General features: G+C 65.1%; 19 protein-coding genes. 8 read left to right on the forward strand and 11 right to left on the reverse strand.

The window, feature by feature from the left end; genetic code table 11:
* Positions 1-51: 51 nt before the first annotated feature.
* Positions 52-3,753, reverse strand: coding sequence for a choice-of-anchor G family protein (locus ACH82I_RS15280; protein WP_413333835.1), 3,702 nt, complete (start codon positions 3,751-3,753; stop codon positions 52-54).
* Positions 3,754-4,489: 736 nt separating this feature from the next.
* On the opposite strand from ACH82I_RS15280, the gene galE reads away from it, so the two are divergent.
* Positions 4,490-5,473 carry a UDP-glucose 4-epimerase GalE gene (gene galE, locus ACH82I_RS15285; RefSeq protein WP_413333837.1) on the forward strand — a complete coding sequence of 328 codons (984 nt, stop codon included), beginning with the start codon at positions 4,490-4,492 and terminating at the stop codon, positions 5,471-5,473.
* Positions 5,474-5,509: 36 nt separating this feature from the next.
* Here galE and ACH82I_RS15290 read toward each other — a convergent pair whose 3' ends face one another.
* Together ACH82I_RS15290 and ACH82I_RS15295 are read right to left on the reverse strand one after the other, a co-directional pair.
* Positions 5,510-6,262, reverse strand: coding sequence for a methyltransferase domain-containing protein (locus ACH82I_RS15290; RefSeq protein WP_413333839.1), 753 nt, complete (start codon positions 6,260-6,262; stop codon positions 5,510-5,512).
* Positions 6,263-6,318: 56 nt separating this feature from the next.
* Positions 6,319-7,464: an alpha/beta fold hydrolase gene (locus ACH82I_RS15295; protein WP_413333841.1), complete on the reverse strand. Its 1,146-nt coding sequence runs from the start codon at positions 7,462-7,464 to the stop codon at positions 6,319-6,321.
* 54 nt (positions 7,465-7,518) lie between these two features.
* Here ACH82I_RS15295 and ACH82I_RS15300 point away from each other — a divergent pair, with 54 nt between their 5' ends.
* Complete coding sequence (locus ACH82I_RS15300; protein ID WP_413333842.1) at positions 7,519-7,881, forward strand: MerR family transcriptional regulator; 363 nt, start codon at positions 7,519-7,521, stop codon at positions 7,879-7,881.
* Between the two features lie 123 nt (positions 7,882-8,004).
* Positions 8,005-9,810 carry a formate--tetrahydrofolate ligase gene (locus tag ACH82I_RS15305; protein ID WP_413333843.1) on the forward strand — a complete coding sequence of 602 codons (1,806 nt, stop codon included), beginning with the start codon at positions 8,005-8,007 and terminating at the stop codon, positions 9,808-9,810.
* 61 nt (positions 9,811-9,871) lie between these two features.
* Here the strand turns inward: ACH82I_RS15305 and ACH82I_RS15310 are convergent, their stop codons facing one another.
* The 3 genes from ACH82I_RS15310 to ACH82I_RS15320 are packed head-to-tail and all read right to left on the reverse strand — an operon-like array spanning position 9,872 to position 12,241.
* On the reverse strand, positions 9,872-10,435 hold the full coding sequence (locus tag ACH82I_RS15310) for an antibiotic biosynthesis monooxygenase (protein WP_230744729.1): 564 nt from the start codon (positions 10,433-10,435) through the stop codon (positions 9,872-9,874).
* A 28-nt stretch (positions 10,436-10,463) separates the two neighbouring features.
* Positions 10,464-11,255, reverse strand: a complete 792-nt coding sequence (locus ACH82I_RS15315) for an NAD(P)-binding domain-containing protein (protein ID WP_413333846.1) — start codon at positions 11,253-11,255, stop codon at positions 10,464-10,466.
* The gene (locus ACH82I_RS15320; RefSeq protein WP_269067193.1) at positions 11,252-12,241 is read right to left on the reverse strand and encodes a helix-turn-helix transcriptional regulator; all 990 of its coding nucleotides are present in this window, start codon (positions 12,239-12,241) and stop codon (positions 11,252-11,254) included. Before ACH82I_RS15320 ends, ACH82I_RS15315 begins: the two co-directional genes overlap by 4 nt.
* Before the next feature lie 125 nt (positions 12,242-12,366).
* On the opposite strand from ACH82I_RS15320, the gene ACH82I_RS15325 reads away from it, so the two are divergent.
* On the forward strand, positions 12,367-12,771 hold the full coding sequence (locus ACH82I_RS15325) for a VOC family protein (protein WP_330166651.1): 405 nt from the start codon (positions 12,367-12,369) through the stop codon (positions 12,769-12,771).
* A gap of 16 nt (positions 12,772-12,787) precedes the next feature.
* Here the strand turns inward: ACH82I_RS15325 and ACH82I_RS15330 are convergent, their stop codons facing one another.
* Positions 12,788-13,255, reverse strand: coding sequence for an SRPBCC family protein (locus ACH82I_RS15330; RefSeq protein ID WP_230744732.1), 468 nt, complete (start codon positions 13,253-13,255; stop codon positions 12,788-12,790).
* A gap of 52 nt (positions 13,256-13,307) precedes the next feature.
* The gene (gene bla, locus ACH82I_RS15335; protein WP_413333848.1) at positions 13,308-14,267 is read right to left on the reverse strand and encodes a class A beta-lactamase; all 960 of its coding nucleotides are present in this window, start codon (positions 14,265-14,267) and stop codon (positions 13,308-13,310) included.
* A gap of 139 nt (positions 14,268-14,406) precedes the next feature.
* Between bla and ACH82I_RS15340 the strand changes: the two genes are divergently transcribed.
* Both ACH82I_RS15340 and ACH82I_RS15345 read left to right on the forward strand, forming a co-directional pair.
* Positions 14,407-15,327, forward strand: coding sequence for a LysR family transcriptional regulator (locus ACH82I_RS15340; RefSeq protein ID WP_230744734.1), 921 nt, complete (start codon positions 14,407-14,409; stop codon positions 15,325-15,327).
* Between the two features lie 5 nt (positions 15,328-15,332).
* Positions 15,333-16,232 carry a serine hydrolase gene (locus tag ACH82I_RS15345; protein WP_413333850.1) on the forward strand — a complete coding sequence of 300 codons (900 nt, stop codon included), beginning with the start codon at positions 15,333-15,335 and terminating at the stop codon, positions 16,230-16,232.
* Positions 16,233-16,336: 104 nt separating this feature from the next.
* Here ACH82I_RS15345 and ACH82I_RS15350 read toward each other — a convergent pair whose 3' ends face one another.
* The 3 genes from ACH82I_RS15350 to ACH82I_RS15360 are packed head-to-tail and all read right to left on the reverse strand — an operon-like array spanning position 16,337 to position 18,911.
* Positions 16,337-17,173 carry a MetQ/NlpA family ABC transporter substrate-binding protein gene (locus ACH82I_RS15350; RefSeq protein WP_230744736.1) on the reverse strand — a complete coding sequence of 279 codons (837 nt, stop codon included), beginning with the start codon at positions 17,171-17,173 and terminating at the stop codon, positions 16,337-16,339.
* 47 nt (positions 17,174-17,220) lie between these two features.
* Positions 17,221-17,895, reverse strand: a complete 675-nt coding sequence (locus ACH82I_RS15355; RefSeq protein WP_230744737.1) for a methionine ABC transporter permease — start codon at positions 17,893-17,895, stop codon at positions 17,221-17,223.
* Entirely contained in the window at positions 17,895-18,911 is a 1,017-nt protein-coding gene (locus tag ACH82I_RS15360) for a methionine ABC transporter ATP-binding protein (RefSeq protein WP_413333853.1), read from the reverse strand. Before ACH82I_RS15360 ends, ACH82I_RS15355 begins: the two co-directional genes overlap by 1 nt.
* 473 nt (positions 18,912-19,384) lie before the next feature.
* Here ACH82I_RS15360 and ACH82I_RS15365 point away from each other — a divergent pair, with 473 nt between their 5' ends.
* Both ACH82I_RS15365 and ACH82I_RS15370 read left to right on the forward strand, forming a co-directional pair.
* Positions 19,385-20,458 (forward strand): glycosyltransferase, encoded by a 1,074-nt coding sequence (locus ACH82I_RS15365; protein ID WP_413333855.1) that lies wholly within the window; start codon positions 19,385-19,387, stop codon positions 20,456-20,458.
* Positions 20,455-22,119 carry a hypothetical protein gene (locus ACH82I_RS15370; protein WP_413333857.1) on the forward strand — a complete coding sequence of 555 codons (1,665 nt, stop codon included), beginning with the start codon at positions 20,455-20,457 and terminating at the stop codon, positions 22,117-22,119. Before ACH82I_RS15365 ends, ACH82I_RS15370 begins: the two co-directional genes overlap by 4 nt.
* Positions 22,120-22,127: the final 8 nt, after the last annotated feature.

Raw genomic sequence — 22,127 nt, forward strand, 5'->3', positions numbered from 1 at the left:
CCCGACCCCGCCGTTCAGGCGTTCAGCTCAGCAGGCTGAGCTGAGTTGGCCTCAGTGCTTGCCTGCGCGGTAGCGTCGAGTCGCCCACACCGCGGCCGCACCTCCGACGATGAGCAAGGCGGCGAAACCGGCCATGGCCGGGACACCGTCAGCACCCGTCCGTGGCAGGTCTCCGCCATTGCTGCTGCCCGAGGCATTCGTGCTCGACCCGGCCGAAGCGTCCGAACCGGCTGAGGCGTTGGCCGAGCTTCCGGCGTTGGCCGTCGAACCGCTGTCCGAAGAGGAACCGGCATTGGCCGAAGCTGCCTGGTCCGAGTCCGCGGAGGCCTGGTCCGCGTCGCCGGCCGAGGAAGCGTTGGCCTCGTCACCGTCGGCCGAGGCATTCGCCTGCCCGCCTTCAACGGCCGCATCTGCTTCAGCACCGTCGGCAGCTGCCGTGGCGGACGCTTCCGAAGAGGAATCAGCCGTCGACGCTGCCGATGCCGCGGCACCTGCATCGGCATTGGCTGCTGCCGATGCCTGGGCGTTAGCGGCATCCGTATTGTCGGCGTTAGCGGCGGCGTTGGCTGCCTGCTGTGCCGAGGCGTTGGTCTCATCCGTGGCGTCTGCCGAAGTCTCCGAGGAGGCCTCTTCATTCGCGGCGGATTCGGCTGCTGCTTCGGCGTTCTCATCCGCTGCTGCCGATGCCGTGTTGTTGGCATCTTCGTCAGCGGCTGCCTGAGCGGCTGCCTGCGCGGCGGGATTGCCATCGTCGTCAGCATCGGCCGTGGCCGAGGCTGACGCAGAGGCTGCCGCGTTGGCATTCTCATTGGCGGCGGAGTCGTCTGTGCCATCAGCGTCGGCGGCTGCGGCTGCTGACGCTTCCGAAGAGGAGTCAGCGTTCGCTGCTGCCGAGGTTGCGGCCGCCGGATCAGCATCTGCTGCGGCTGACGTGTCAGCATTGGCAGAATCCTGATCGTTGTTGTCGGCAGTTGCCGTCGCTGCGGCCTGTGCCGAGGCGTTGGTCTCATCCGTGGCGTCCGTCGAAGCCTCAGAGGAGGCCTCTTCATTCGCGGCGGATTCGGCTGCTGCTTCAGCATTCTCATCCGCTGCTGCCGATGCCGTGGTGTTGGCATCTTCATCGGCTGCTGCCTGAGCGGCTGCCTGTGCAACGGCGTTGTCGTTATTGTCAGCGTTGGCCGAGGCTGATGCGGAGGCCGAGGCGTTCGCATCAGCGGTCGTCTCGTTGCTGGCGTCTGCGACCGTGGAATCGTCGGCATCAGCAGCGGCCGAGGCCGAGGCTTCGCTGGACGAGTCTGCGGTTGCTGCCGAACTTGCGGCGGCGGCCGGATCGGCATCGGCCGCTGCTGTGGCGTCAGCGTTCGTCGAGTCCGTGTTGTCGGCGTTGGCGGCGGCGTTGGCTGCCTGCTGTGCCGAGGCGTTGGTCTCATCCGTGGCGTCTGCCGAGGTCTCCGAGGAGGCCTCTTCATTCGCGGCGGATTCGGCTGCTGCTTCGGCATTCTCATCCGCTGCTGCCGATGCCGTGTTGTTGGCATCTTCGTCAGCGGCTGCCTGAGCGGCTGCCTGCGCGGCGGGATTGCCGTCATCGTCAGCATTCGCCGATGCCGATGCCGAAGCCGCAGCGTTGACGTTCGCATCCGCGTCATCGGCGGCTGCAGCGTCTGGATCAGCTGCCGCGTCTGGATCGGCTGCTGCGTCCGGGTCTGCATCTGCATCTGCAGCGGCGTTCTCCGAGGCGGTGGCCGAGGAATCAGCGTTCGAGGCTACGGATGCGGCTGCTGCCGGGTTGGCATCGGCCGCGGCGGAGGCTTCAGCGTTGGTGTCATCCGTGTTGTCCGCATTCGCGGCTGCCTGCGATGCTGCCGTCGACGAAGCGTTCTCGTCGGTAGTCGCATCGGTTGACGCCTCCGAGGAAGCATCCTCGGTGGCTGCAGCCTCGGCTGCTGCTTCGGCATTCTCGTCCGCGGCGGCGGAAGCGGTGCTGGTGGCATCGTCGTTTGCGGCGGCTTCGGACGCGGCCTGTGCGGCAGGGTTGTTGTCGCCATCGGCATCGGCCGAGGCGGCAGCCGCGGCAGCTGCGTTGGCGTTGGCATCCTCATCGCCGGGCTCTTCCTCCGCGGTCGCGCGGACCGAAGAAGAGGCGAGGTTGATGTCGACCGCGTTCGCTCCGGGCAGCAGTTCCAGGCTCACTGCATTGACGGTGAAGCCGGAACCGTTGTTGCCGTCGACTAAGCTGTCATCGAGTGACGAACGTGCCCCTGCGGCAGACGGATTCGGGGACTGCTCGTTGATCGTGAGATCAACGACCTGGTTGAGAGCGTTGAACACCGGATCGAGGGACTCGAGCACCGGATCGATAATGCCGGTGACGGCACCGGAGAGCTCGTCGACGGTTGCAGTGAGGATCCCGCCGATGATGGGCTTGGTGACGGAGAGGAGTGAAGTGACAAGTGGGTCAGTCACAGCGTTGATGATTGCGCCCGCGTTCACCCCCAGAATAGAGAGGTCCGTTGTGATGGTCGGCTTTGATGTATCGGTGCCGGCGAGTTGACCCAAGGTTGCATCGACGGTGATCTTTCCATCGACTCCAGGGATCAACCCGGACAGAAGCTCAATTGACGCCGGCAGTTCGATGATGAGGTGCACATCGTTGAGGGCGTCGGTGAGCGTCTCCGTCACTTTGCCGGTGAGTTCGCCCAAGGCATCGGAAACGGCCGTGGTGATCTTCGAAATCGTCGCAGAGGTCAGTACCTCGGTGTTCGGGTCGAGGCCATTGAGATCTTCGCCGTTGCCGCCCTCGACGATCTTCGCGAGGTCGATCTTGGTGTCGCCTTCGGCGAGGTCGATGGACACGATTCCGGATTGGTCTTCGAGCTTCTCATTAATGATGTTCTCGACGACGCTGTTCAGTGCATCCCGCACTTGGACGCTTACTGTGGTGTCGTCTCCGCCCACGTTGAGCTCGGCGAGCCCCAGCACGTTGAGATCGTTGACACCGACTTTTGCGAGCTCGCCGACAAGACCCTCGTCACCGATGACTTCTTCGAGCGTCGCCCCGGTACCGTCGACCAGATCATCGAGCAGGTCGGAGATGTCGCCGACGGCCGGGCTCGAAACGGTGAGGATTCCGTCTGCGACAACGTACTGCGAATCATAGGTGGTGCCGTCGCTGTCAGCAGTCGAGGCAATCGCTCCGAGCTCGAGGCTGAGCTCATCGACGATCTCGTCGGTGACTCCGTCGAGGCCCAACTGACCGAGCACCGAGGTGAGATCGACCTTCGCATTGCCGAAATCACCGTTGTTGATGTCATCGATATTCAGAGCGCCATCCGAACCGACTGCTCCAGCACTGGCCTTGGCGCTGTCAGCAGACGGCGCGTTGCCGTAGGCGTTGAGCGCTCCTACATTGCCGAGCTCGAGCAGACCGTCGCCCCCCTCGTCGCTGATGAGCGGGAGTGAAAGGCCGGGAACTTCGATTCCCAGTGACCGAAGCACTTCGAGGTTCAGCGGGGTTGTGTCGGCTGTCGCATTGGACGGTGAGCTGCTGTAGGCCGACAGCGCGTCGACAGCGTCAGCGCTGAGCAGGTCGGCGGCGATCAACTGACCGAGAGCTTCCGAGTCCTCTTCAGGATTGACTTCATCGGCGGTACTCGGTGATGTCGTCAGCAGGGTCAGCCCCACTGCCGTAGCTGCGGCGACCGTGCCAACCGCGATTCTCCGGCCGGTACCGGGCCGGCCCTTTAACTTCTTCATGGTCCCCCACATCGATTGATTCTTGCGTGTTCGCAGACCGCAGCCTGAGTGGAGACGGGCAGTCTCCTGACAGAACAGTCACAACACTACGGAGTCATGAAAAAGTAACGTATGAATAACTCACAAAGTTATACTCTCGTTATAGTTACGCAATGGTAGGTTGGGTTTGCACGACAACGTGGAGTACGTGCGAGGAGGTTGGAGGTATCCGTGGTGGCCGCTTGATGCCCTGGTGAGAGTTCCCCCAGGCGCGCGGTACACGTTGGCGCGCAAGAAGAACCCGCAGGTGAGTGGCCTCAAACCGGGGGTCCGAGGCTCGGCCGAACTGCTGCCCCGGTGAGGTACGTGCTTCTCGACGCTGGCCGATTCTCCGTGCCCTGCGATCCTTAGAAGGAAACGAAATGATCCTGAAACGATCACAACTGCTGGCGTCATATGAAGAAATGCCGACAAAAGCGATGAGAAATCGAGGGTTTCGGCGCGTGCAGAAGCGTCGAAACCGTGAGTCTGGCCACCTGCTCCACCCGTGCATCTACGCCCGGACGATGGAAGGACCGGCGTTCTCGTTGATACCTTCGCCGGTCCGACGACGCTGAGCTCAACAGCTCTGCGCTCCGGGGCGCGGCCTTGGTTCGGTGTACAGCGAGTCGTATAAGCGCAGCCCCACCACCTATTGTTGAGGTGGACGCTGCCCATAATGGCGGGATATCCATGATGGAGAAGGAGAGATCTGCGCATGTCAGTACTTGTGACCGGGGGAGCGGGCTACATCGGCTCACACGTGGTGCGGCTGCTGTCCGAACGCGGCGACGAGGTGCTCGTCGTCGACGACTTCTCCACCGGGATCGCGTCCCGGGTCGAAGGCCTGCCGGTCCTCAACCTCGACCTCGCCGCCGCCGACGCTGAAGACCGCCTCGTCGCCGCGATCGAGGAGCACTCGGTCGACTCGATCATCCACTTCGCCGCGAAGAAGCAGGTCGGCGAGTCCGTCGAGGAACCGGTCATGTACTACCGCCAGAACATCGGCGGATTGACGAACATCCTCGCCGCCGTCGAGCGCACCGGCATCGCCTCCCTTGTCTTCTCCTCCTCGGCCGCGACCTACGGCATGCCCGACGTCGACATGGTTCCCGAAGACCTCGACTGCCGCCCGATCAACCCCTACGGCCAGACAAAACTCATCGGCGAATGGATGATCGACAATGCGATCACCTCGGCGAAGATGCGCGGAACCACCTTCAATGCCGTGAAGCTGCGGTACTTCAACGTCGCCGGAGCCGGCTGGCCCGAACTCGCCGACACCGCGGTCATGAACCTCATCCCGATCGTCCTCGGCCGTCTTGCGGCCGGCAAGGCCCCCATCGTCTTCGGCGACGACTACGACACCCCCGACGGCACCTGCATCCGCGACTACGTCCACGTCAAAGACCTTGCCGAAGCGCACATCTCCGCGCTCGATTACATGAAGGCCGGCGGCACCACCGAGACCGTGTTCAACGTGGGTACCGGCACCGGAGCATCCGTGAAGGAAGTCATCGACGCCATCGCCGAGGCGACCGGCCGTGACATCGTCCCCGAAATTGGCGAGCGTCGTGCCGGTGACCCCCCGGCCCTGGTCGCCGACGTCTCCCGCATCGGTGCATTGCTGAGCTGGAAGGCCGAATACGACCTCGACGAGATCGTGCGCAGCGCGGTCGAAGCCGCAGGGATGGGGCGCTAGGCGTTCTTTCGGGCCGCTAGCAGATCTTCTGGGCCGTTAGCCGTTCTTTCGGGCCGCGATGAGGTGCCGTGCGGAGTGGGCGATGAAGGGCTCGCCCCTGCGTAGATTTTGGTCGAGCTTCCGCAGCTGTGGGAGGTAGGCGTCGACGGTGAACCCGGGTACCCACCACGGGCACTTGCGGAGGATCCAGACGATGGCGCCGATGTCGCGGAACTCCATGCGGCAGCGCGCGGTGCGCAACGTTTCGACCCTCAGCCCGGCCGCCTCGGCGTCCTGGGCCTCCGTGTCCGGATGACGCGCCCGACGGTTCTCCGGCAGGGGACCGAGGAAGACCTCGATGAGCTCGAACGCCGATGCCGGACCGACATGCTGGGCGAGGTAGAGACCGTCGGGAACGAGGACGCGGGAGATCTCAGGCCAATTCGGGCGAACCGGATGGCGGGCGCTGACGAGTTCGAAGCTGCCGTTGGCGAAGGGCAGGCGTTCCGCGGTCGCCTCGGCCACATCGACGCCACGCGGCCCTAATCGCTGACGCGCGCGGAGGAGGTTGGGCGGGTGGGACTCGGTCGCGGCCATCCGCGGCGGCAGAACAGGCGCCTCGTCGATGACCTCACCGCCGCCGGTGTCGATGTCGAGCGCCGCTTGGACGGTCGACAGGCGTTGGGCCAGCAGCTGCGCGAATCCCCACGGCGGACGTTCCTCACTGGCCCGTCCCTCGAGCCAGTCCAATCCCCAGCCCGTGATATCGGCGGCCTGGGCTTCGGCTACGAGGTCCTCGAACGAGCGCATGAACCCATCGTCTCATTGTTCGTCTCACTATTCGTGTCACTGTTTGCCGTCCGGGATCACCGCGTCGTCGTCCGGGCCACCGAACTGTCGTTGGGAAACACCAAGTCGGCGGGGGCCTCCGCGGTGCCGTCGGGGGCCTCCGGATTGTCGTCGACGGACCGAGACGAGAACCAGGAGCGGATGTCGGCCGCGAACTCCTCCGGGCTCTCGAGCGGGACGAGGTGCCCGGCGCCGGGGAACCGGGTGATGCCCGGGTATCCCGGAAGTCTCTTGGCGAGGCGTTCGGCCTGCTCGACGGGAATCCATGGATCGTCCTCGCCCCAGCCGATGTGGACGGGGCACCGCACCTCGCCGAGGCTGTCCGCAATGCCCTGCGTATGCCGAGGTGAGAGGCTCGCCACCTGGCGATAGAAGGCGCTCTGCCCCGCGGGCGAGCACCAGGGGTCCGCAAGCCCGTCGAGGTGGGACAACTCGAGCCGGGAATCCTCGAGTCGAGACCCGTTGAGTGCGGAGCCCGCGGAGCCGGCAATGTACTCGCGCAACAGTGCGCGATGCAGGGGTGCCGGGAGTGCGGCGAAGACGGGTTCGTTCTCGGCGACGAGGCGGAAGAACGGCGAACCCCACGGGCCGAGGGTGACGATGTCGAGCAGGTACAACGAGGCGAACTCGCGGCCGTCGAACAGGTGCGCACCCAGCGCGACGGCCCCGCCGATGTCGTGGGCGATGACATGAGGTGACTCGAGCTTCCAGACCTCGAGCAGCTCGGCCAACCGGCGACCTTGGGTCACGAGGTCGACGGCAGGGGACTCGGGTAGGGCGGGGATCGCCTCGGCGGGAGCAGCCTCAGCGGGAGCAGACTCGGCGGGCGGGTGATCGGTGAAGCCGCCGCCGGGGATGGACTCACCATAGCCGGGCATGTCCCAGAGGTGGACGCGATAACTCTGCCCCAGCTCGTGGGCGAGCGGGCGCCACATTCGCGATGACCACGGGGTCCCGTGGCAGATGACGATGTCGCCGAGGCGGTCGTCGCTTTCCGCTGGCCCGATGACTTCGGTGGCCACCTCGGTGCCGTCGCGGAGTCGGATGCGGGCGCAAGTGGAAGTGGGCTCGGCATCCGTGAGGAGTTCACCGGTGCGACGGTAGGCGGTGGAGCGGTGGTCGACTGTGGGGTGGTCGACTGTAGGGCGGGTCTGCGGGTTCATGGTTCGACGGTAGAACTTCAGGTCGACATGAAGTCAAGGTGGCATCATGGTGTGATGAAGATCGGAGATGCGGCGGCAGAACTCGGGGTGGCCGCGCACGTGCTGCGCCACTGGGAGGACGAAGGCGTCGTCGTGCCCGGGCGGACCGCGAGCGGGCATCGCGACTACTCAGCTGAGCACCTGAGTCGGTGCCGGATCGTGCTCTCGTGTCAAAGCGTGGGGATGAGCCTGGCCGAGATCCGGGCAGTTCTCCACCGGGGTGAGTCCGGCCGCGGACCGCTCATCGACGCTCGCATCGAGGGCATCCGACGCCAGCGGGCGGCGCTCGATTCGGCCGAGAGATTCCTTCTCCACGTCCGCGGGTGTCGACACGATCTCATCACCCGTTGCCCGGAGTGTTCGATCCACGCTGAGTGAGCGGCGGCAGATGACGGAGAACCACCTCGGCGGGTGTTGCGGTCTGCGGAACTCAGCTCGCAATGCGCAAATTCACCTTGTGTTGATGGTCACAAAACGGACCATAAGCGGCATGATGGCCTTATGACCACAGATTTGGATATTGCGCTCAACGCCGAGCTCGATCCCATCGTCGACGTTGCCGGTGGACTGGGTTTGGACGCGAAGGACATCATCCCCTACGGCTGGACCAAGGCCAAGGTCCCCATCGACGTGCTCGACACCGCACGGGCCTCGAGCACCGACGGCAAGCTCATCCTCGTCACCGCGATGAGCCCGACGCCCGCGGGTGAAGGCAAGACCACCACGAGCATCGGACTGGCCGACGGACTCAACGAACTCGCGCGCTCGAAACCCGAGGTCGGCAAGGCCGTGCTGGCCCTGCGCGAACCGAGCATGGGGCCGGTGTTCGGAATGAAGGGTGGGGCGGCCGGCGGCGGGTACGCGCAGGTCGTGCCGATGGAGGACATCAACCTCCACTTCACCGGTGACTTCGCGGCCATCGCGTCGGCGAACAACCTCGCCGCGACCATGCTCGACAACCACATCCACTTCGGCAACGACCTCGACATCGATCCGCGCCGGATCCACATCCGCCGCGTCGTCGACCTCAACGATCGCGCCCTGCGCGGGGTCGTCATCGGCCTTGGCGGGATCAACGGGGGAGTGCCCCGCGAAGACTCCTTCGACATCGTCGTCGCCAGCGAGGTCATGGCTGTGTTCTGCCTCTCGATCTCACTGACTGATCTCAAGGAACGCTTGGGCCGGATCGTTCTCGCCCACAGCCGTGCTCGTCAACCCATCACGGTCAGCGACATCGGGGCCGCCGGGGCGATGACCGCGCTGCTGCGCAATGCCTTGGCCCCCAACCTCGTGCAGAGTCTCGAGCACACCCCGGCATTCATCCACGGCGGGCCCTTTGCGAACATCGCCCACGGCTGCAACAGTCTGCTCGCGACGAAGGCGGCGCTGTCCCTCGGCGACTGGACCGTCACCGAGGCGGGCTTCGGCGCGGATCTCGGCGCCGAGAAATTCCTCGACATCAAGTGCCGCACCGCAGGGATCTGGCCCTCCGCGGTGGTCGTCGTCGCGACCCTGCGGGCTCTGAAGTACCACGGTGGCATCCAGGTCAAGGACGTGCAGACGCCCAACACCGAGGCGATCCTCGCCGGCATGTCCAACCTCGAACACCATTGCGGCAACCTGCTGAATATCTACGGGCTGACCCCGGTGGTGTGCTTCAACAGGTTCCCCAGCGACACGGACGAGGAGATGGCCGCGGCGATCGAGCACCTGCGTGCCCAGGGGATCGCTGCGGTTGAGTCAACGCATTGGGCCGATGGCGGCAAGGGTGCGCTTCCCCTCGCCGAGGCGGTCGTCGAGGCCGCTGGAGGTGCCGGGGGTGCCGGGGGTGCTGGGGCAGACAGCGCGGGCTCCGCCGAGTCGCGGACGATCCATGCTGAGTCCGGCGGTGAAAAGCGACACGAATCGTCCGCAACTCGCCCATTGCCTGGCGAGCCCCGCTACTCCTACGAGCTCGACCAGCCGCTCGAGGACAAGATCCGCACGGTCGCCCAGCGGATCTATGGGGCCGCCGATGTCGATCTGCCTGTCGCGGTCACCCGCAAGCTCAAGCAGTTCACGGAGGAGGGCTATGGCGACGCCCCGATCTGCATCGCCAAGACCCAGTACTCCCTGAGCACGGATGCCACGCTGCGCGGGGCGCCGAAGGATCACATCATCGAGGTCAAGGATGTCCGGCTCTCGGCGGGCGCCGGATTCGTCGTCGTCATCGCCGGCGACATCATGACGATGCCGGGCCTGCCGAAGGAGCCTTCGGCGCTGAAGATCGACGTCGACGAGAACGGTGACATCACCGGGCTGTTCTGAACTTCGAACCGAACTGACGATACGCGATCACAGTCGCACAGCCTCGGTGCAGGAGACAGACTCACCTCCGCGGCTTCTGCAGCCAGGGGCGCAGCAGCCGGGTGCTCACGGGCAGGAAGATGTAGGTCATCAGCGGTGTGAGGATGCAGATGTTCAGCAGCACCGCGAGCACTTTCGGCCAGCTTTCGAGGTGCGGCATGAGGAGGAACGTTGAGAGCAGGCTGAGCGGGAAGAACGGCAGGAAGATGCTCACCGCCTGCTTCCACCTCGGCGGAACCACCGTTTCTGGGATCGTCAGCGTGTCCTCGCCCTGCGGTTCGAACCAGCCCTCGATGCCGGTGCGGTGTTCGACGCGGGTGGTCTCGACGAGTTCCGAGGCACTGTCGATCCACCAGCGACGATCGTCCGATTCGTCCCATGCGCGTAGGGACTTCTCGTCGGCGAAGCGATAGAGCAGGTGCCACTCGTCGGAGTCCGGGGACGTTCTCACCCAACCTGAGCCGAGGTAGCCGTCGCGTTCGCGGGCCAGCGCCTGTCCTGCCTGCGCCCAGGCGTTGAAACGACGGTGCTGCCCGGGTTGGACGGTGCGGGTGATCGAGACGGTGACAGGAGAATGCTGTGGCATAGGCAGAAGCCTATGCCACGCTCACGATTCAGCTCGAGCCGGTCACCCGCGCGAAGATGCGATCGAGAGCCGTGGCGAGCGCGGCCCGGTTGTCCTCGTCCATCCACTCGCGGTTGAGCATCTCATTGAGTCCACCGGGGGTCTCGTGAGCGGCGACGAGCTCGCTAATCGGATCGTTTGTCTGAGCGAGGGTGGTGCCGAGACCGACATACTGGCCGCGGATGAAGTGATCGGCATCGGACTGCTCCCATCCTTGGTCGATGAGCCAGGCGGTGATCGTCTGCAGATAGGCGAAGTGCGCGGACATCGTCGCCGTCACCGCCGACAACGTGTTGAACAGGGTCTCGTCCTTGGCCGTGACCGATCCGCCGAGGTCGTCGAGGATGGCCTCGACCTCTGTGTTCGCCGGAAACATCGCGGTCACACCTTTGCGCTCGCGGACGGCCGGCAGGGGGATGATGCGCACGATCGTCGGCGCATTCGGCAGGTGCTTCGCCAGTTCCTCGGCCGAGACTCCGGCGACGGCGCTGACCAGGGTCTTCTCAGCCGGGATCTCGAGTCCGCCGAGGACCTCCGCGGTCTGCTGAGGGAGCACGGCGAGAACGATGAGATCGCTGCGGTCGACGACTTCCTGGTTGCTGCCGGCCACCTCGGCGGTGGAGATCTTCTCTGCCAGACCTGCCGCGCGTTCGGCGTTGCGAGGGGAGAGGACGAAGCTGCGTCGACGCTCATCCGCGGTGTCGGCCTGGGCCGCTGCGCTCAATCCGTCGACCATCGCCGAGGCGATCTCGCCGACTCCGATGAAACCGATCGTGCTCATGTGGTGCCTCCTTGCGTGGGGTGCGTGGTGGACGCGTGATCATTGTATTCGACGAGTTCAGCACCGATCCGTGCGAGCTCATGGCGCAGTTCGGGCGGTGAGAGGACCTCGATCGTTCGACCCCAGCCGGCCAGCTGCTCGGCGAGGGCGACGACAAGGTTGGCCTGCACCTCGGCGATGGTGAATTCCGAAGACTCCTCGACGACGGTGAAATATCGTCCGAAGTGCGCGCGGAGGATCGGCACGGTCCAGTGAGGACAGCTGATCGTCGAGGTGACCGTTGAGCGCAGCGCCTCCACCTCGTCGACGTGCGCAGCCCAATATGCGGCGAGATCGAAATCGGTGTCGACATCGGAGAGAGGAGTGGCCGGATCCGTCGGCTTCACCTCGACGATCCGGTCGACGCGATAGGTCCGGACCATATCGGAGTGAGCGACGAAGTACCAGATTCCGGCCTTCGCGACGAGTCCGAGGGGTGCCGCCGGCAGCGTTTCGGCGGACCCGTCGCGGTGGACGTAGCTGAATTCGACGACGTGCTTCCGCACGAGTGCGGTGCGCAGTGTCTCGAGCAGTTCGAAGCGCTCGCCCGAACGTGGGATCTCGGCCCAAGAGGCGTGATCGTAGTGGATCCGCGTGGCCAGGACCTCGGCCTCGGCGCGCAGCGATTCGGGGAGAGCACGGATGAGTTTGCGGGTGGCCAGTCGGGTGTCGGGGCCGGCCAGTCCGGCAGTGCCGAGCATCCAGAACAGGGCGCGTGATTCGCCGCCGGAAAGGCCCGTGAGATTCGTCCGAGCTCCACCGATCAGTCGCCAGCCTCCACCTCGACCGGGCTGAACAGTGACGGGCACGCCGGCGGCGGACAGGGCTTCGAGATCTCTGCGTGCCGTGGCGATCGAGATCTCGAGTTCCGCCGCGACCTGCGCCGCCGTCACCTTTCCCCGGGACTGCAAGAACAACAGAAGTGAAAGAAGACGATCGGCACGCATGGGTCAAGTATCTCAGCAGAAGTGCTCATGAGGTGAGCACTTTAGCTGACATGGTGGTGTCCGTGGATCGAAGCCGATCCTCATCAGCCGCCGACACCAATCGTCGGCACACGTGAAAGGACAGAATGATGAGTCTTCTCAAGGGACTGACGACGATGGTGCTCACCGCCGAGGATGTCGAGTCTGCCGGCCGGTGGTACGCGGAGCTGCTGGGGGTCGCGCCCTACTTCCGCCAGCCGCCCGAAGGTCCCGCGGCTTATCTCGAATTCCGGATCGGTGCCGACGAGGACGAACTCGGGATCATGGACCGTGACTACTCACCGGAAGGCACCACCGGAGGAAGCAGCTCGGTGACCTATTGGTATGTCGACGATGTCGAGGCGGCGGTCGCGGAATTTCTCGCTCACGGGGCACAGCCGCATATGCCGGTCACCCCGCGCGGAACCGAATTCGTCACTGCGTCGGTGGCTGATCCATTCGGCAACGTGCTTGGCCTTATGCACAGCCCGCATTGGGCGGGGCGCCACTGAGCGGTGCAACGAGACTCTACGCGTTCTCGATGACCTGCTTGATCGCCTTGAGGGTTCGGGGGATGCCGTCCCTCGCGGCCGCGGTTCGCTCGGCAATCTGCTCTGCTGCCTGGGGTCCGTACTTCTCGGCGAAGAACGCCTGGCCCTCCGGCAGGAACTCCCACGATTCGGTGAGCAGCGTGCCGCCTTCGGCTTCCTCCACGCTGTAGGTCCAGTGGACCCGGCCGGGGCCTACGCTCCATCCGAAGGCGCGACCTTCATCGGCGATGACGACTTGACTGCGGGTCTGCCATTCGCGATCAGGGGTCACGTTCCGTCCGGTGAACCAGGCGCCGACCCGCGGACCGTCGCCCTCGTCCCACCAGCACTCCCGGCAGATCGGTGACCATTCGCCGGTTCGGGTCACGTCCGCAACGGTCGCGTAGACGACAGCGGGATCGGAGTCGATGAGGATGGAATCGGCAAGGGTGAGGGATTCGGTCATGCATGTCACTCTACCGACCCGGATCGGTGAAATGAGCGCTCGTCCACGTCCGTCACGTGAACCCGTCGAGCACCGCCCGCGCGGTCTCCTCGATGAGGGCGGCGTCGGATTCGACGGCCGGATCGTTGTTCTCGGTGAGGATCGCGATGACGATCGGATCTCTCTGCGGCGGGAAGACGAAGGCCACGTCGCTGCGGAGAGCATCGGCATGACCGGACTTGTCCGCAACCTTCCACCCTTCGGGGGCACCTGCAGTGATGAGGTCCTTTCCGGAGGCGTTCCCGCTCATCCAGTCGATGAGGGTCTCACGATTCTCATCCGAGAGGTTCTCCGGCTCGAGCAGCGCCGCGAGGTTGCCCGTGAACGCTGCCGGGGTCGTCGTATTCCGGGAATCGCCCTCTTTGACGACGTTGATCTCGGGTTCGTAGTCGGCCACCTCGGTGGTGGTATCTCCCCGGTCCTCAAGTGCGGAGTCGAATCCCTTCGGACCGCCGAGGTGGTCGAAGACGATATTGGTCGCAGCATTGTCGCTGTCCCTGACGGCTGCCTCTGCCAGGTCACGCAGAGGCAGACCCTCCTCGAGGTGCTCGCTCGTCACCGGGGTATGCCCGGCCTTCTCCACGTCCTCCTTCGTCCACGTCACATGCTCGTCCAGCTGCTCAGGCGTCGAGGAGGCCAGGAGTTCGGCGACGGCCAATGACTTGATGGATGACGCGAAGCCGAAACGTTCATTCTCCCGATGCTGCACCGTGGTCCCATCGCTGGTGTCGAGTGCGTGCACGCCGACACGGGCATCGTGGGCGTCTTCGATCTCCTTGAGCTCGGATTCGATCGCTGCATGGTCCGCAGCCCTCGTCGGGGATGCCTGCGCCGAGGTTGTCGCAGGTGGAGTCGAGGGGTGAGACGGGGAATCGGCTTCGGGCTCGTTCCCAGTTGGTGAGCAGGCGGCCAGGGTGACGAGCGAGAGGGACAGCGCGGCCGCGCTGATCGAACGAGAGATTCGTGGAGTCATCGACATTCCTTCTGCGAGACGGTGGGGCTGACATCGGTCGAGCGGACTGCTTCGACAGTAACCACTCTTCCTCCCCAAACCGATGCAGTCGAAGACGGATCAGAGCTTTTCCATATCAAAGACGTATATCATTCCGGGAATGGACCTCATCGAAGCCTGCCGCACTTTCACCGCGGTCAGCGAGCTGGGCAGCATGACGCTGGGCGCGGCAGCCTCAGGGATCCCGCAGCCGGTGGCCAGCAGGCGGATCGCGGGCCTCGAGGAGCAGTTCGGGGCGCGGCTGTTCGATCGGACCGGCCGAGGGGTGAGCCTGACGCCCTTCGGGCAGGACATGCTCGCCTCGGCGAAGCGCCTGGTCGACCTGGCCGATGCGATGATGCTCGACGCAGACAGGGCCAGGCTGCGGCCGGTCTCACTCGCGGTGCCGACCTCATGCACGACTCGGGACCTTGCCGTGCTGACCGCCTCGGTGATCTCGGCAGGTGTGCACATCGACATCCATTCCGCGCCGCCGCACAGGCGCACCGAAGATCTGTCGAGCCGTCGGATCAGGGCCGCTTTGCACACGGTTCCCGAATCGGAGGGAACCTGGAGAGTCGACTTGGGATGTGCCCACCGGGCGCCGCTGCCGGGCCCCGTGCGTCTGTCTGCATTGCGCCGATCGAGGTCGCCGGTCTCAGGACGCGGGCCGCAGCTGTCGGGGATGCGGCTGAGGCTTCTCATCGAAGACGATGTGCCGCATGTGCGTGATCGCATCCGTCGCGCGGCCGAGGTCGCCGGCCTGCTTCCTTCTCAGGTGGTGACCGACTCGTCGGATCCCGCCGCCGTCGCTGCGGTCCTCGGTGATGGGGACCTGCTGCTGTGCAGCTCTGTCGAAGCGGAGAACCTGGGCCTTCACTGGAGTCCTCTCATCGAACCGACCATCGCCAGGGGCTACTCGCTTGCCGCCACCTCGGGAGATGACGTGAGCGTCCTCGGCCGGTTCAGTGACGAGATCGCCGACTGTCTCGGCGGCGTCCGGGCTGTCGCCTCGGAGGGCGGGGAGCGGGAGATTGGGTGAACGGCATGAATGATGAGGCCCGAGTCATCCATGACATCAATGCGGAATTGGCTTCGGCAGGGCTGAACGCAAACATCGTCGTCCGCGACCTGGACAGCAGGCGAGAGATCTCCACCTCCACCGATGCCGCAATGCCCATCGCCTCCGTGGTGAAGATTCCGATCGCTCTGGCCCTGCTCACCCGCATCAGCGAAGGAGACCTGGACGGGTCTCAGCCGATCACGATCGAACCGGAGCGATTCGACACCGCCGGCCAGACTGGAACGAGCCGGTTCCACCACCCGGCGCAGATCGCTCTCGACGACCTCGTGATGCTCTCGGTGTGCTTCAGCGACAACACGGCCACGGATGCTCTCCTCGACATCGTCGCCCCTGCTGAGATCCAATCCGACCTTGACCGGCTGGGTGTGCGCGGCATCCACATCAGGCACCACCTCGGAGGCCTGCTGCAGACTCCGCTGGAGAGTCTGCCGGAGTCCGAGGCGCATCTCGCCTACGATCTCGCCAGGAGCAGGCCGAGCCCGGGAGCCGGACACCGAATCTGGCAGCTCGACGTCTCCCGGGCCAATTTCGGCACCGCCGCAGGCCTGACCGATCTGCTGCAGGAGATCTGGCGCCCGAGCCGGATCGACCCTGTGGTCGCCTCCCGATTGCGGTCGCTGATGGCGGGCAACATCATCAGGCACAGGCTCGCTCCGGACTTCGCCTCCGATGCGACGACCTGGTCGTCGAAGACGGGGACTCTGCTGAACCTGCGTCACGAGATCGGGGTGGTCGATCACGCCGACGGGCAGTCCATCGCGGTCACCGCGCTCAGTGAATCGAGCAATCCTGCCTCGGCACAGCCGGCGGCAGAGGCGGCACTCGGCGCGGCGGCCAGGGCGCTGCACAATCTGCTCCGATAGCGGCCAGCGACCGCTGGCGTCGGCTAGATTCTCCCCAAACTACCCGACGGCGGCCCAGCACCCTCGCGCGAGGGTGCTGGGCCGCCGTCGGGTAGTAAGTGGGATCAGAAGCTCGGCAGGACCGATCCGTCGGACCACTTGTCTTCGATGAACTTCTTCACTTCGGGGGAGTGAAGGAGCTCGTCGAGCTTCTTGATGTTCTCGTCGTCTTTGTTCGCGGTGCGAGCGGCGAGGAAGTTGCCGTAGGGGTTGTCCTCGGCCTTCTCCAGCAGGATGCCGTCCTTGGCCGGGCTCAGCCCCGCCTCGAGGGCGTTGTTGCCGTTGATCACCGAGGCGTCGACGTCCTCGAGGGTGCGGGCCAGCTGGGCGGCGTCGGCCTCGACGAACTCGACGTTCTTCGGGTTGTCCTCGACGTCGGAGAGCTTCGCGTCGACCGCGTCGACACCGTCCTTGAGGGTGATGAGCTTCGCGCCCTCGAGCATCTTCAGCGCCCGGCCCTGGTTGGAGGGGTCGTTGTTGATGCCGATCTTCGCGTTCTTCGGGATGTCTTTGACATCCTTGATGTCCTTCGAGAACAGCGCGAAGGGCTCGAGGTTGATGGGTTCGAAGCCGGTGATCTCGTATCCCTGGCCCTCGACCTCGGAATCGAGGTAGGGCTTGTGTTGGAAGTAGTTCGCGTCGATGTCACCGTCGTTGAGTGCCTTGTTCGGCAGCGTGTAGTCCGTGTACTCCTTGACCTCGATGTCGAGGCCGGCGTCCTCGGCGAGGTTCTCCTGCACGAAGTTGAGGATGTCGCCCTGCGGGACCGGGGTCGCGCCGACGGTGAGCTTCGTGACGTCGCCGTCCTTCTCACCGACGGAATCGGTGCCGCCGCCGACGAGGCCGCAGCCCGAGAGCAGCAGGGTCGCGCTCGCGGCGATGGCGATGAGCTTGGTCTTCATGGTTCTCCTTGATTTCAGTGATGCGTGAGTGTGGTGAGTTCGGTGGTTCAGCGGTGGTCGACCGCGCGGGCGATGCGGTCTCCGATGAACTGGATGAGGGTGACGATGAGGACGAGGACGATGATGCACGCGATCATCGTGTCCGCCTGGTACCGCTGGTAGCCGTAGGAGATCGCCAGCGCGCCGAGTCCGCCGCCGCCCACGGCACCGGCCATGGCCGTGTAGGACACCAGAGTCACCGAGGTGACCGTTGCGGCCCCGATGAGACCGGGCTTGGCCTCGGGGACGTAGACCTGACGGACGACCTGTCCGTTCGAGGCTCCCATCATCAGTGCCGCTTCGACCTTGCCTTCCGAGACTTCACGCAGGGAGTTCTCGACGAGGCGGGCGTAGAAGGGGATCGCGCCGATGGTCAGGGACACCACGGTCGCCTGCCAGCCGAGCGCTGATCCCACGACGAAACGCGCGAAGGGAATGAGCGCGATGATGAGGATGATGAAGGGGATCGAGCGGGTGATGTCGACGATGATCGACAGCACTCGGTAGACGACGGCATTCGAGTTCAGTCCGCCCCTCGAGGCGGTGAACAGCCAGATCCCCAGGGGCAGGCCGAACAGCACGGCGAGGCCGGTCGACCAGGCGGTCATCAGCAGGGTTTCGATGGCTGCGGGCAGCATCTGCTGCGTGATGGCGGGGTTGTCGAACCACATCGGATCGTTCATCAGGCTGCCTCCTCCGCATAGATGCCGGCGGCTTTCAGAGCAGTGATGAGCTCCTTCGACTCCGCGGCCGTGGCCAGAGTGAAGCGAATCCGACCGACCTGCCTGCCCTCGATCGTCTCGACGGCTCCGGCGAGGATCGCTTCGGCGCCGACGCCGACGGATTGGGCGCTCGTGAGGACCTTCGGCAAGGTGGTGCCGGCCAGAGCAACCTCGACGAGGTGGTTGGTCCGGTTACCGGCAGCACCGTCGACGGCTTCGGTGTCCTCGGCCGGTGCCCTGTCGTCGAGACTGATGGGCGGAAGGGGGACGAGATCTTTGGCCAGGTCCGATCCCGGCTCGGAGATCACCTCGGCGAGTTTCCCGGTCTTGGCCACGCGACCATCGGCGAGCAGCGTCACGGAGTCGCAGATCTCACGGATGACGGACATCTCGTGGGTGATGATGAGGACGGTGATGCCGAGGCGATCCCGCAGCGAGCGGATGAGGCCGAGGATCTGATCTGTGGTGGACGAATCCAGCGCCGAGGTGGGCTCATCGCAGAGCAGGACCTTGGGTTCGGCGGCCAGAGCCCGGGCGATGCCCACGCGCTGTTTCTGACCGCCCGAGAGCTGGGCGGGGTAGTTGTCGACGCGGTCGCCGAGGCCGACGATCTCGAGAAGTTCGCGGGCTTTGGCGAGGCGTTCGGCCTTGGAGACGCCGGCGATCTGCAGCGGATGGGCGACGTTCTTCAGTGCGGTGCGCGAATCGAGGAGGTTGACGTGCTGGAAGACCATCCCGATGCTGCGGCGAGCCTCCCGCAGTCCCGATCCGGACTGATCGGTGAGATCGACGCCGTCGATGGCGACCGTGCCCGAGGTGGGGCGTTCGAGCCCAGTCAGGCAGCGGATGAGAGTGGATTTCCCGGCACCGGAACGGCCGACGATGCCGTGGATCTCCCCGGCAGGGACCGACAGGTCGATCTCTTCCAGGGCGACGGTGTCTCCGAAGACCTTGCGCAGGCTGCGCAGTTCGATCACAGGGGTCTCCTCGTCTGTCAGGTGGGCCGGCGCACGGTGGTGCACGGCGGAATGAGGCGGGTGTCATCGGGTGTCGATGCACCGCCTCCGCGGGTCAGGAACCCGAACACGGCGGGCAGGCGGTCTACGGCCCAGTAATGCCGACGATTCAGCATGCCAAGACATTCAGACGGCGCACAGAGGAAATGTCATAAATGGACATGTGCGGGCTGTTTCGTGACGAAGGACTCACCTGGAGAGAGCGGCTGGCGCGGCGTATCCGGGGGAGACGGATCGAGCGGGTCGGACGGAAGGGACGTGACGGGAGAGTGAATTCCGCCGGAAGGGACAGCATATACAGCGAGCAATTCGCCCTGTCTTTACTCGGATTTCATCTCTGCCGCGTATGCGTTGATGGATAGGGCTCACGGGCCACCGGCTTCCGGCTTCCGGCAGGTTTCCCTGCGGCCGGGTGACAACGATGGGAACACTGCATGCTCGAGGACACCACCAGAATCGCGGCGATCGTTCCCTGTCACAACGAGGAGATCACTGTCGAGAAGGTGGTCTCCGACCTCAAGGCCGTCGTGCCGGGCATCACCGTCTACGTCTACGACAACTGCTCGAGCGATCGGACCTCGGAGCGGGCAGCGGCGGCCGGGGCGATCGTCCGGAAGGAGAACACCCCGGGCAAGGGCAATGTCGTCCGCCGCGCCTTCGCCGACATCGAGGCCGATATCTACGTGATGATCGACGGCGACGACACCTACGAGGCGGCTCACCTGCCCGAGATGATTGACACCCTGGTCTCCGGCCCCTATGACCACGTCCTCGGTGTGCGCCAGGACAACCAGGAGACCACCTCGTATCGGCCCGGGCACGAAGCCGGAAACAGGATGTTCAACCAGCTCACCGGGTGGCTGTTCCGCTCACAGGTCTCCGACATGCTCTCGGGCTACCGCGTGTTCTCCCGCCGCTTCGTCAAATCGTTCCCCGCGATCAGCCGGCGGTTCGAGATCGAGACGGAACTGACCGTCCACACCATGTCCCTGCGTCTGCCCACCGCCGAGGTGCCCATCGACTTCCGCGACCGTCCCGACGGCAGCGAGTCGAAGCTCTCGACCTTCGAGGACGGCTTCCGCATCCTCGGGCTCATCTCCGCGCTAGTCAGGCACGAGCGGCCGCGACTGTTCTACGGCTCGCTCACCCTCATCCTCGCCGCCCTGTCCATGGTCTTCGGCATCCCGGTGATCTGGGAATTCTGGCAGACCGGCCTCGTGCCGCGCTTTCCGACCGCGATCCTCGCCGCCGCGCTCATGGGGCTGGCCTTCCTGCTCGGCAGCGTCGGCCTGACCCTCGACGGCCTGCGCCGAGCCAGGCGGGAGACCTCCAGGCTGGCGTATCTGGGACTGCCCGCGGTCGATGTCCGAAGCGTCGGTGCTCGTGTTGCGGACGAAACGGATTCGCGCCCGAATGAGATGACGAGGAACGCATCTTTTGGTGCCGAGGACATGCCCCGATCCAAGCCTCAGAGTCCCCGAGGAGCGCGGACGCCGATCGCCTCATGACGGAACCGAAGCTCCGGGGCGCACGGGTTCGACCGCTACTCGGTTCGACAGTTTCGAACGGTTCGACGATCCACTGCACCGTCACCTCGGCGTGGGCCTGGGACGGAGTCCTGGCGCTGCTGACGCTGATCTGGTCATACGGGTTCATCCGCCTCTTCTTCCCCGGACGGGTAAACGTCGACATCGGCAACCAGTACCGGCAGGCGCTGGGCGAGGTCCCGGTCACTGATTGGCACCCACCGGTGATGAGCGCGGTCTGGCGAGTGCTCATCGATGTCACCGGCCAGGCCGGCAGCCTCCTGGTCCTTCAAGTAGGAATGCTCGCACTCGCCGCGTGGCTGGTCGGGGTGCTCATCCATCGCATCGGAGCTCCCCGCTGGGTCTCTCTGTTGGGCCCGGCGATCATGGCGACCCCGTGGGTGCTGTCGCAGATGACCACCCTGTGGAAGGACACGCAGATGGGGGTGGCGATGCTGTTGGCCGTTCTCCTGCTCGTCTTCGCCCGGTTCGCACCCCGCCCAGGGATGATCTGGGCTCCGTGGATCGTGGCGATCTTTCTGCTCGTCTATGCCCTCGGTCTGCGGAAGAACGCGTTGTTCGCGATCGTCCCGATCGCGGTCTACTTCGGATTCTGCCTCGTTCGTCGATTTCGGCGCCGAGGTGATTCGCCGCGCAGGGCCGTGCTTGCCACGGCGGGAGTCTCTGTATTGGTGCTTGCTCTCCTCGGAGGAGGCGTCAAAGCCACGGATGCCGCCATCTCGTCGGTCGTGGAGGTGGAACCCACCGGCCAGATCTCACAGATCTTCCTCGATGACGTGATGTTCTCCGTCCCCGAAGCCGAACTGCAGGTCTCGGACGCCCCCGAGGAACTCAAGGACCACATCAGCTCGGCCCGCGACAAGTGCCTGGAGATGGGCGAGATCTGGGACGCCTACTGGAACTGCTACGGCCGAGGTGAGACCGGGAAGGCGTTCAGCCCGATTGCCTATCAGGACGAGCTGAAGGACTTGTGGCTGAGCGAGGTGGTCACCCACCCCGTGCGGTATGCGGAGTATCGTGCCGCCGTATTCTCCTATTACTTCTTCTCCTCCAAGCTCGAATACTGGGAGGCGGATTGGAACGGAGACGCAACAAAGGTGGGGTATGGACATGGCAGCGTCAAGGCCGACTACATCTTCAAGCCCTATGTCGAGGATTTCGCGCTGGGCACCTTCCCGATGCTGTTCAAACCCTGGTTCTGGACGCTGCTGGCGGCCCTCCTGCTGGGACTCGGTCTGTGGACCCGGCGGAAGGGCAGACCCGCGGCGAGCGAGCCCGCGCGGCCGCGCGCTCAGGACTCCGCCGCGAGCGACCGGGCCGAAGTCGCTGCGGATCGCACCTCGGGCGGGAGGACCCTGTGGCCCGAGGTCACGATGTTGGCCACCTCGGCGCTGTGCTACATCTTCGGATACTTCCCGATCGTGCCCGCCAACCACTTCCGCTACACGTTCTGGCCCGCGCTCGCCGTGACCGTCGCGACTGTTCTCGTAGTGGCGATGTGGCGGTCGGGTCGGCTGCGCGGTGGTCGACCGACCGCGACCGTCGGGGAAAGATCGGGGCGGGCAGGTCGACCGGCCGTGGCCACGCCGCCGACGCGCGCGTCCAGCGAGTCCGAAACCTAGCCGATTAG

The organism is Brevibacterium sp. GP-SGM9 (assembly GCF_047300845.1).
Classification (GTDB): domain Bacteria; phylum Actinomycetota; class Actinomycetes; order Actinomycetales; family Brevibacteriaceae; genus Brevibacterium.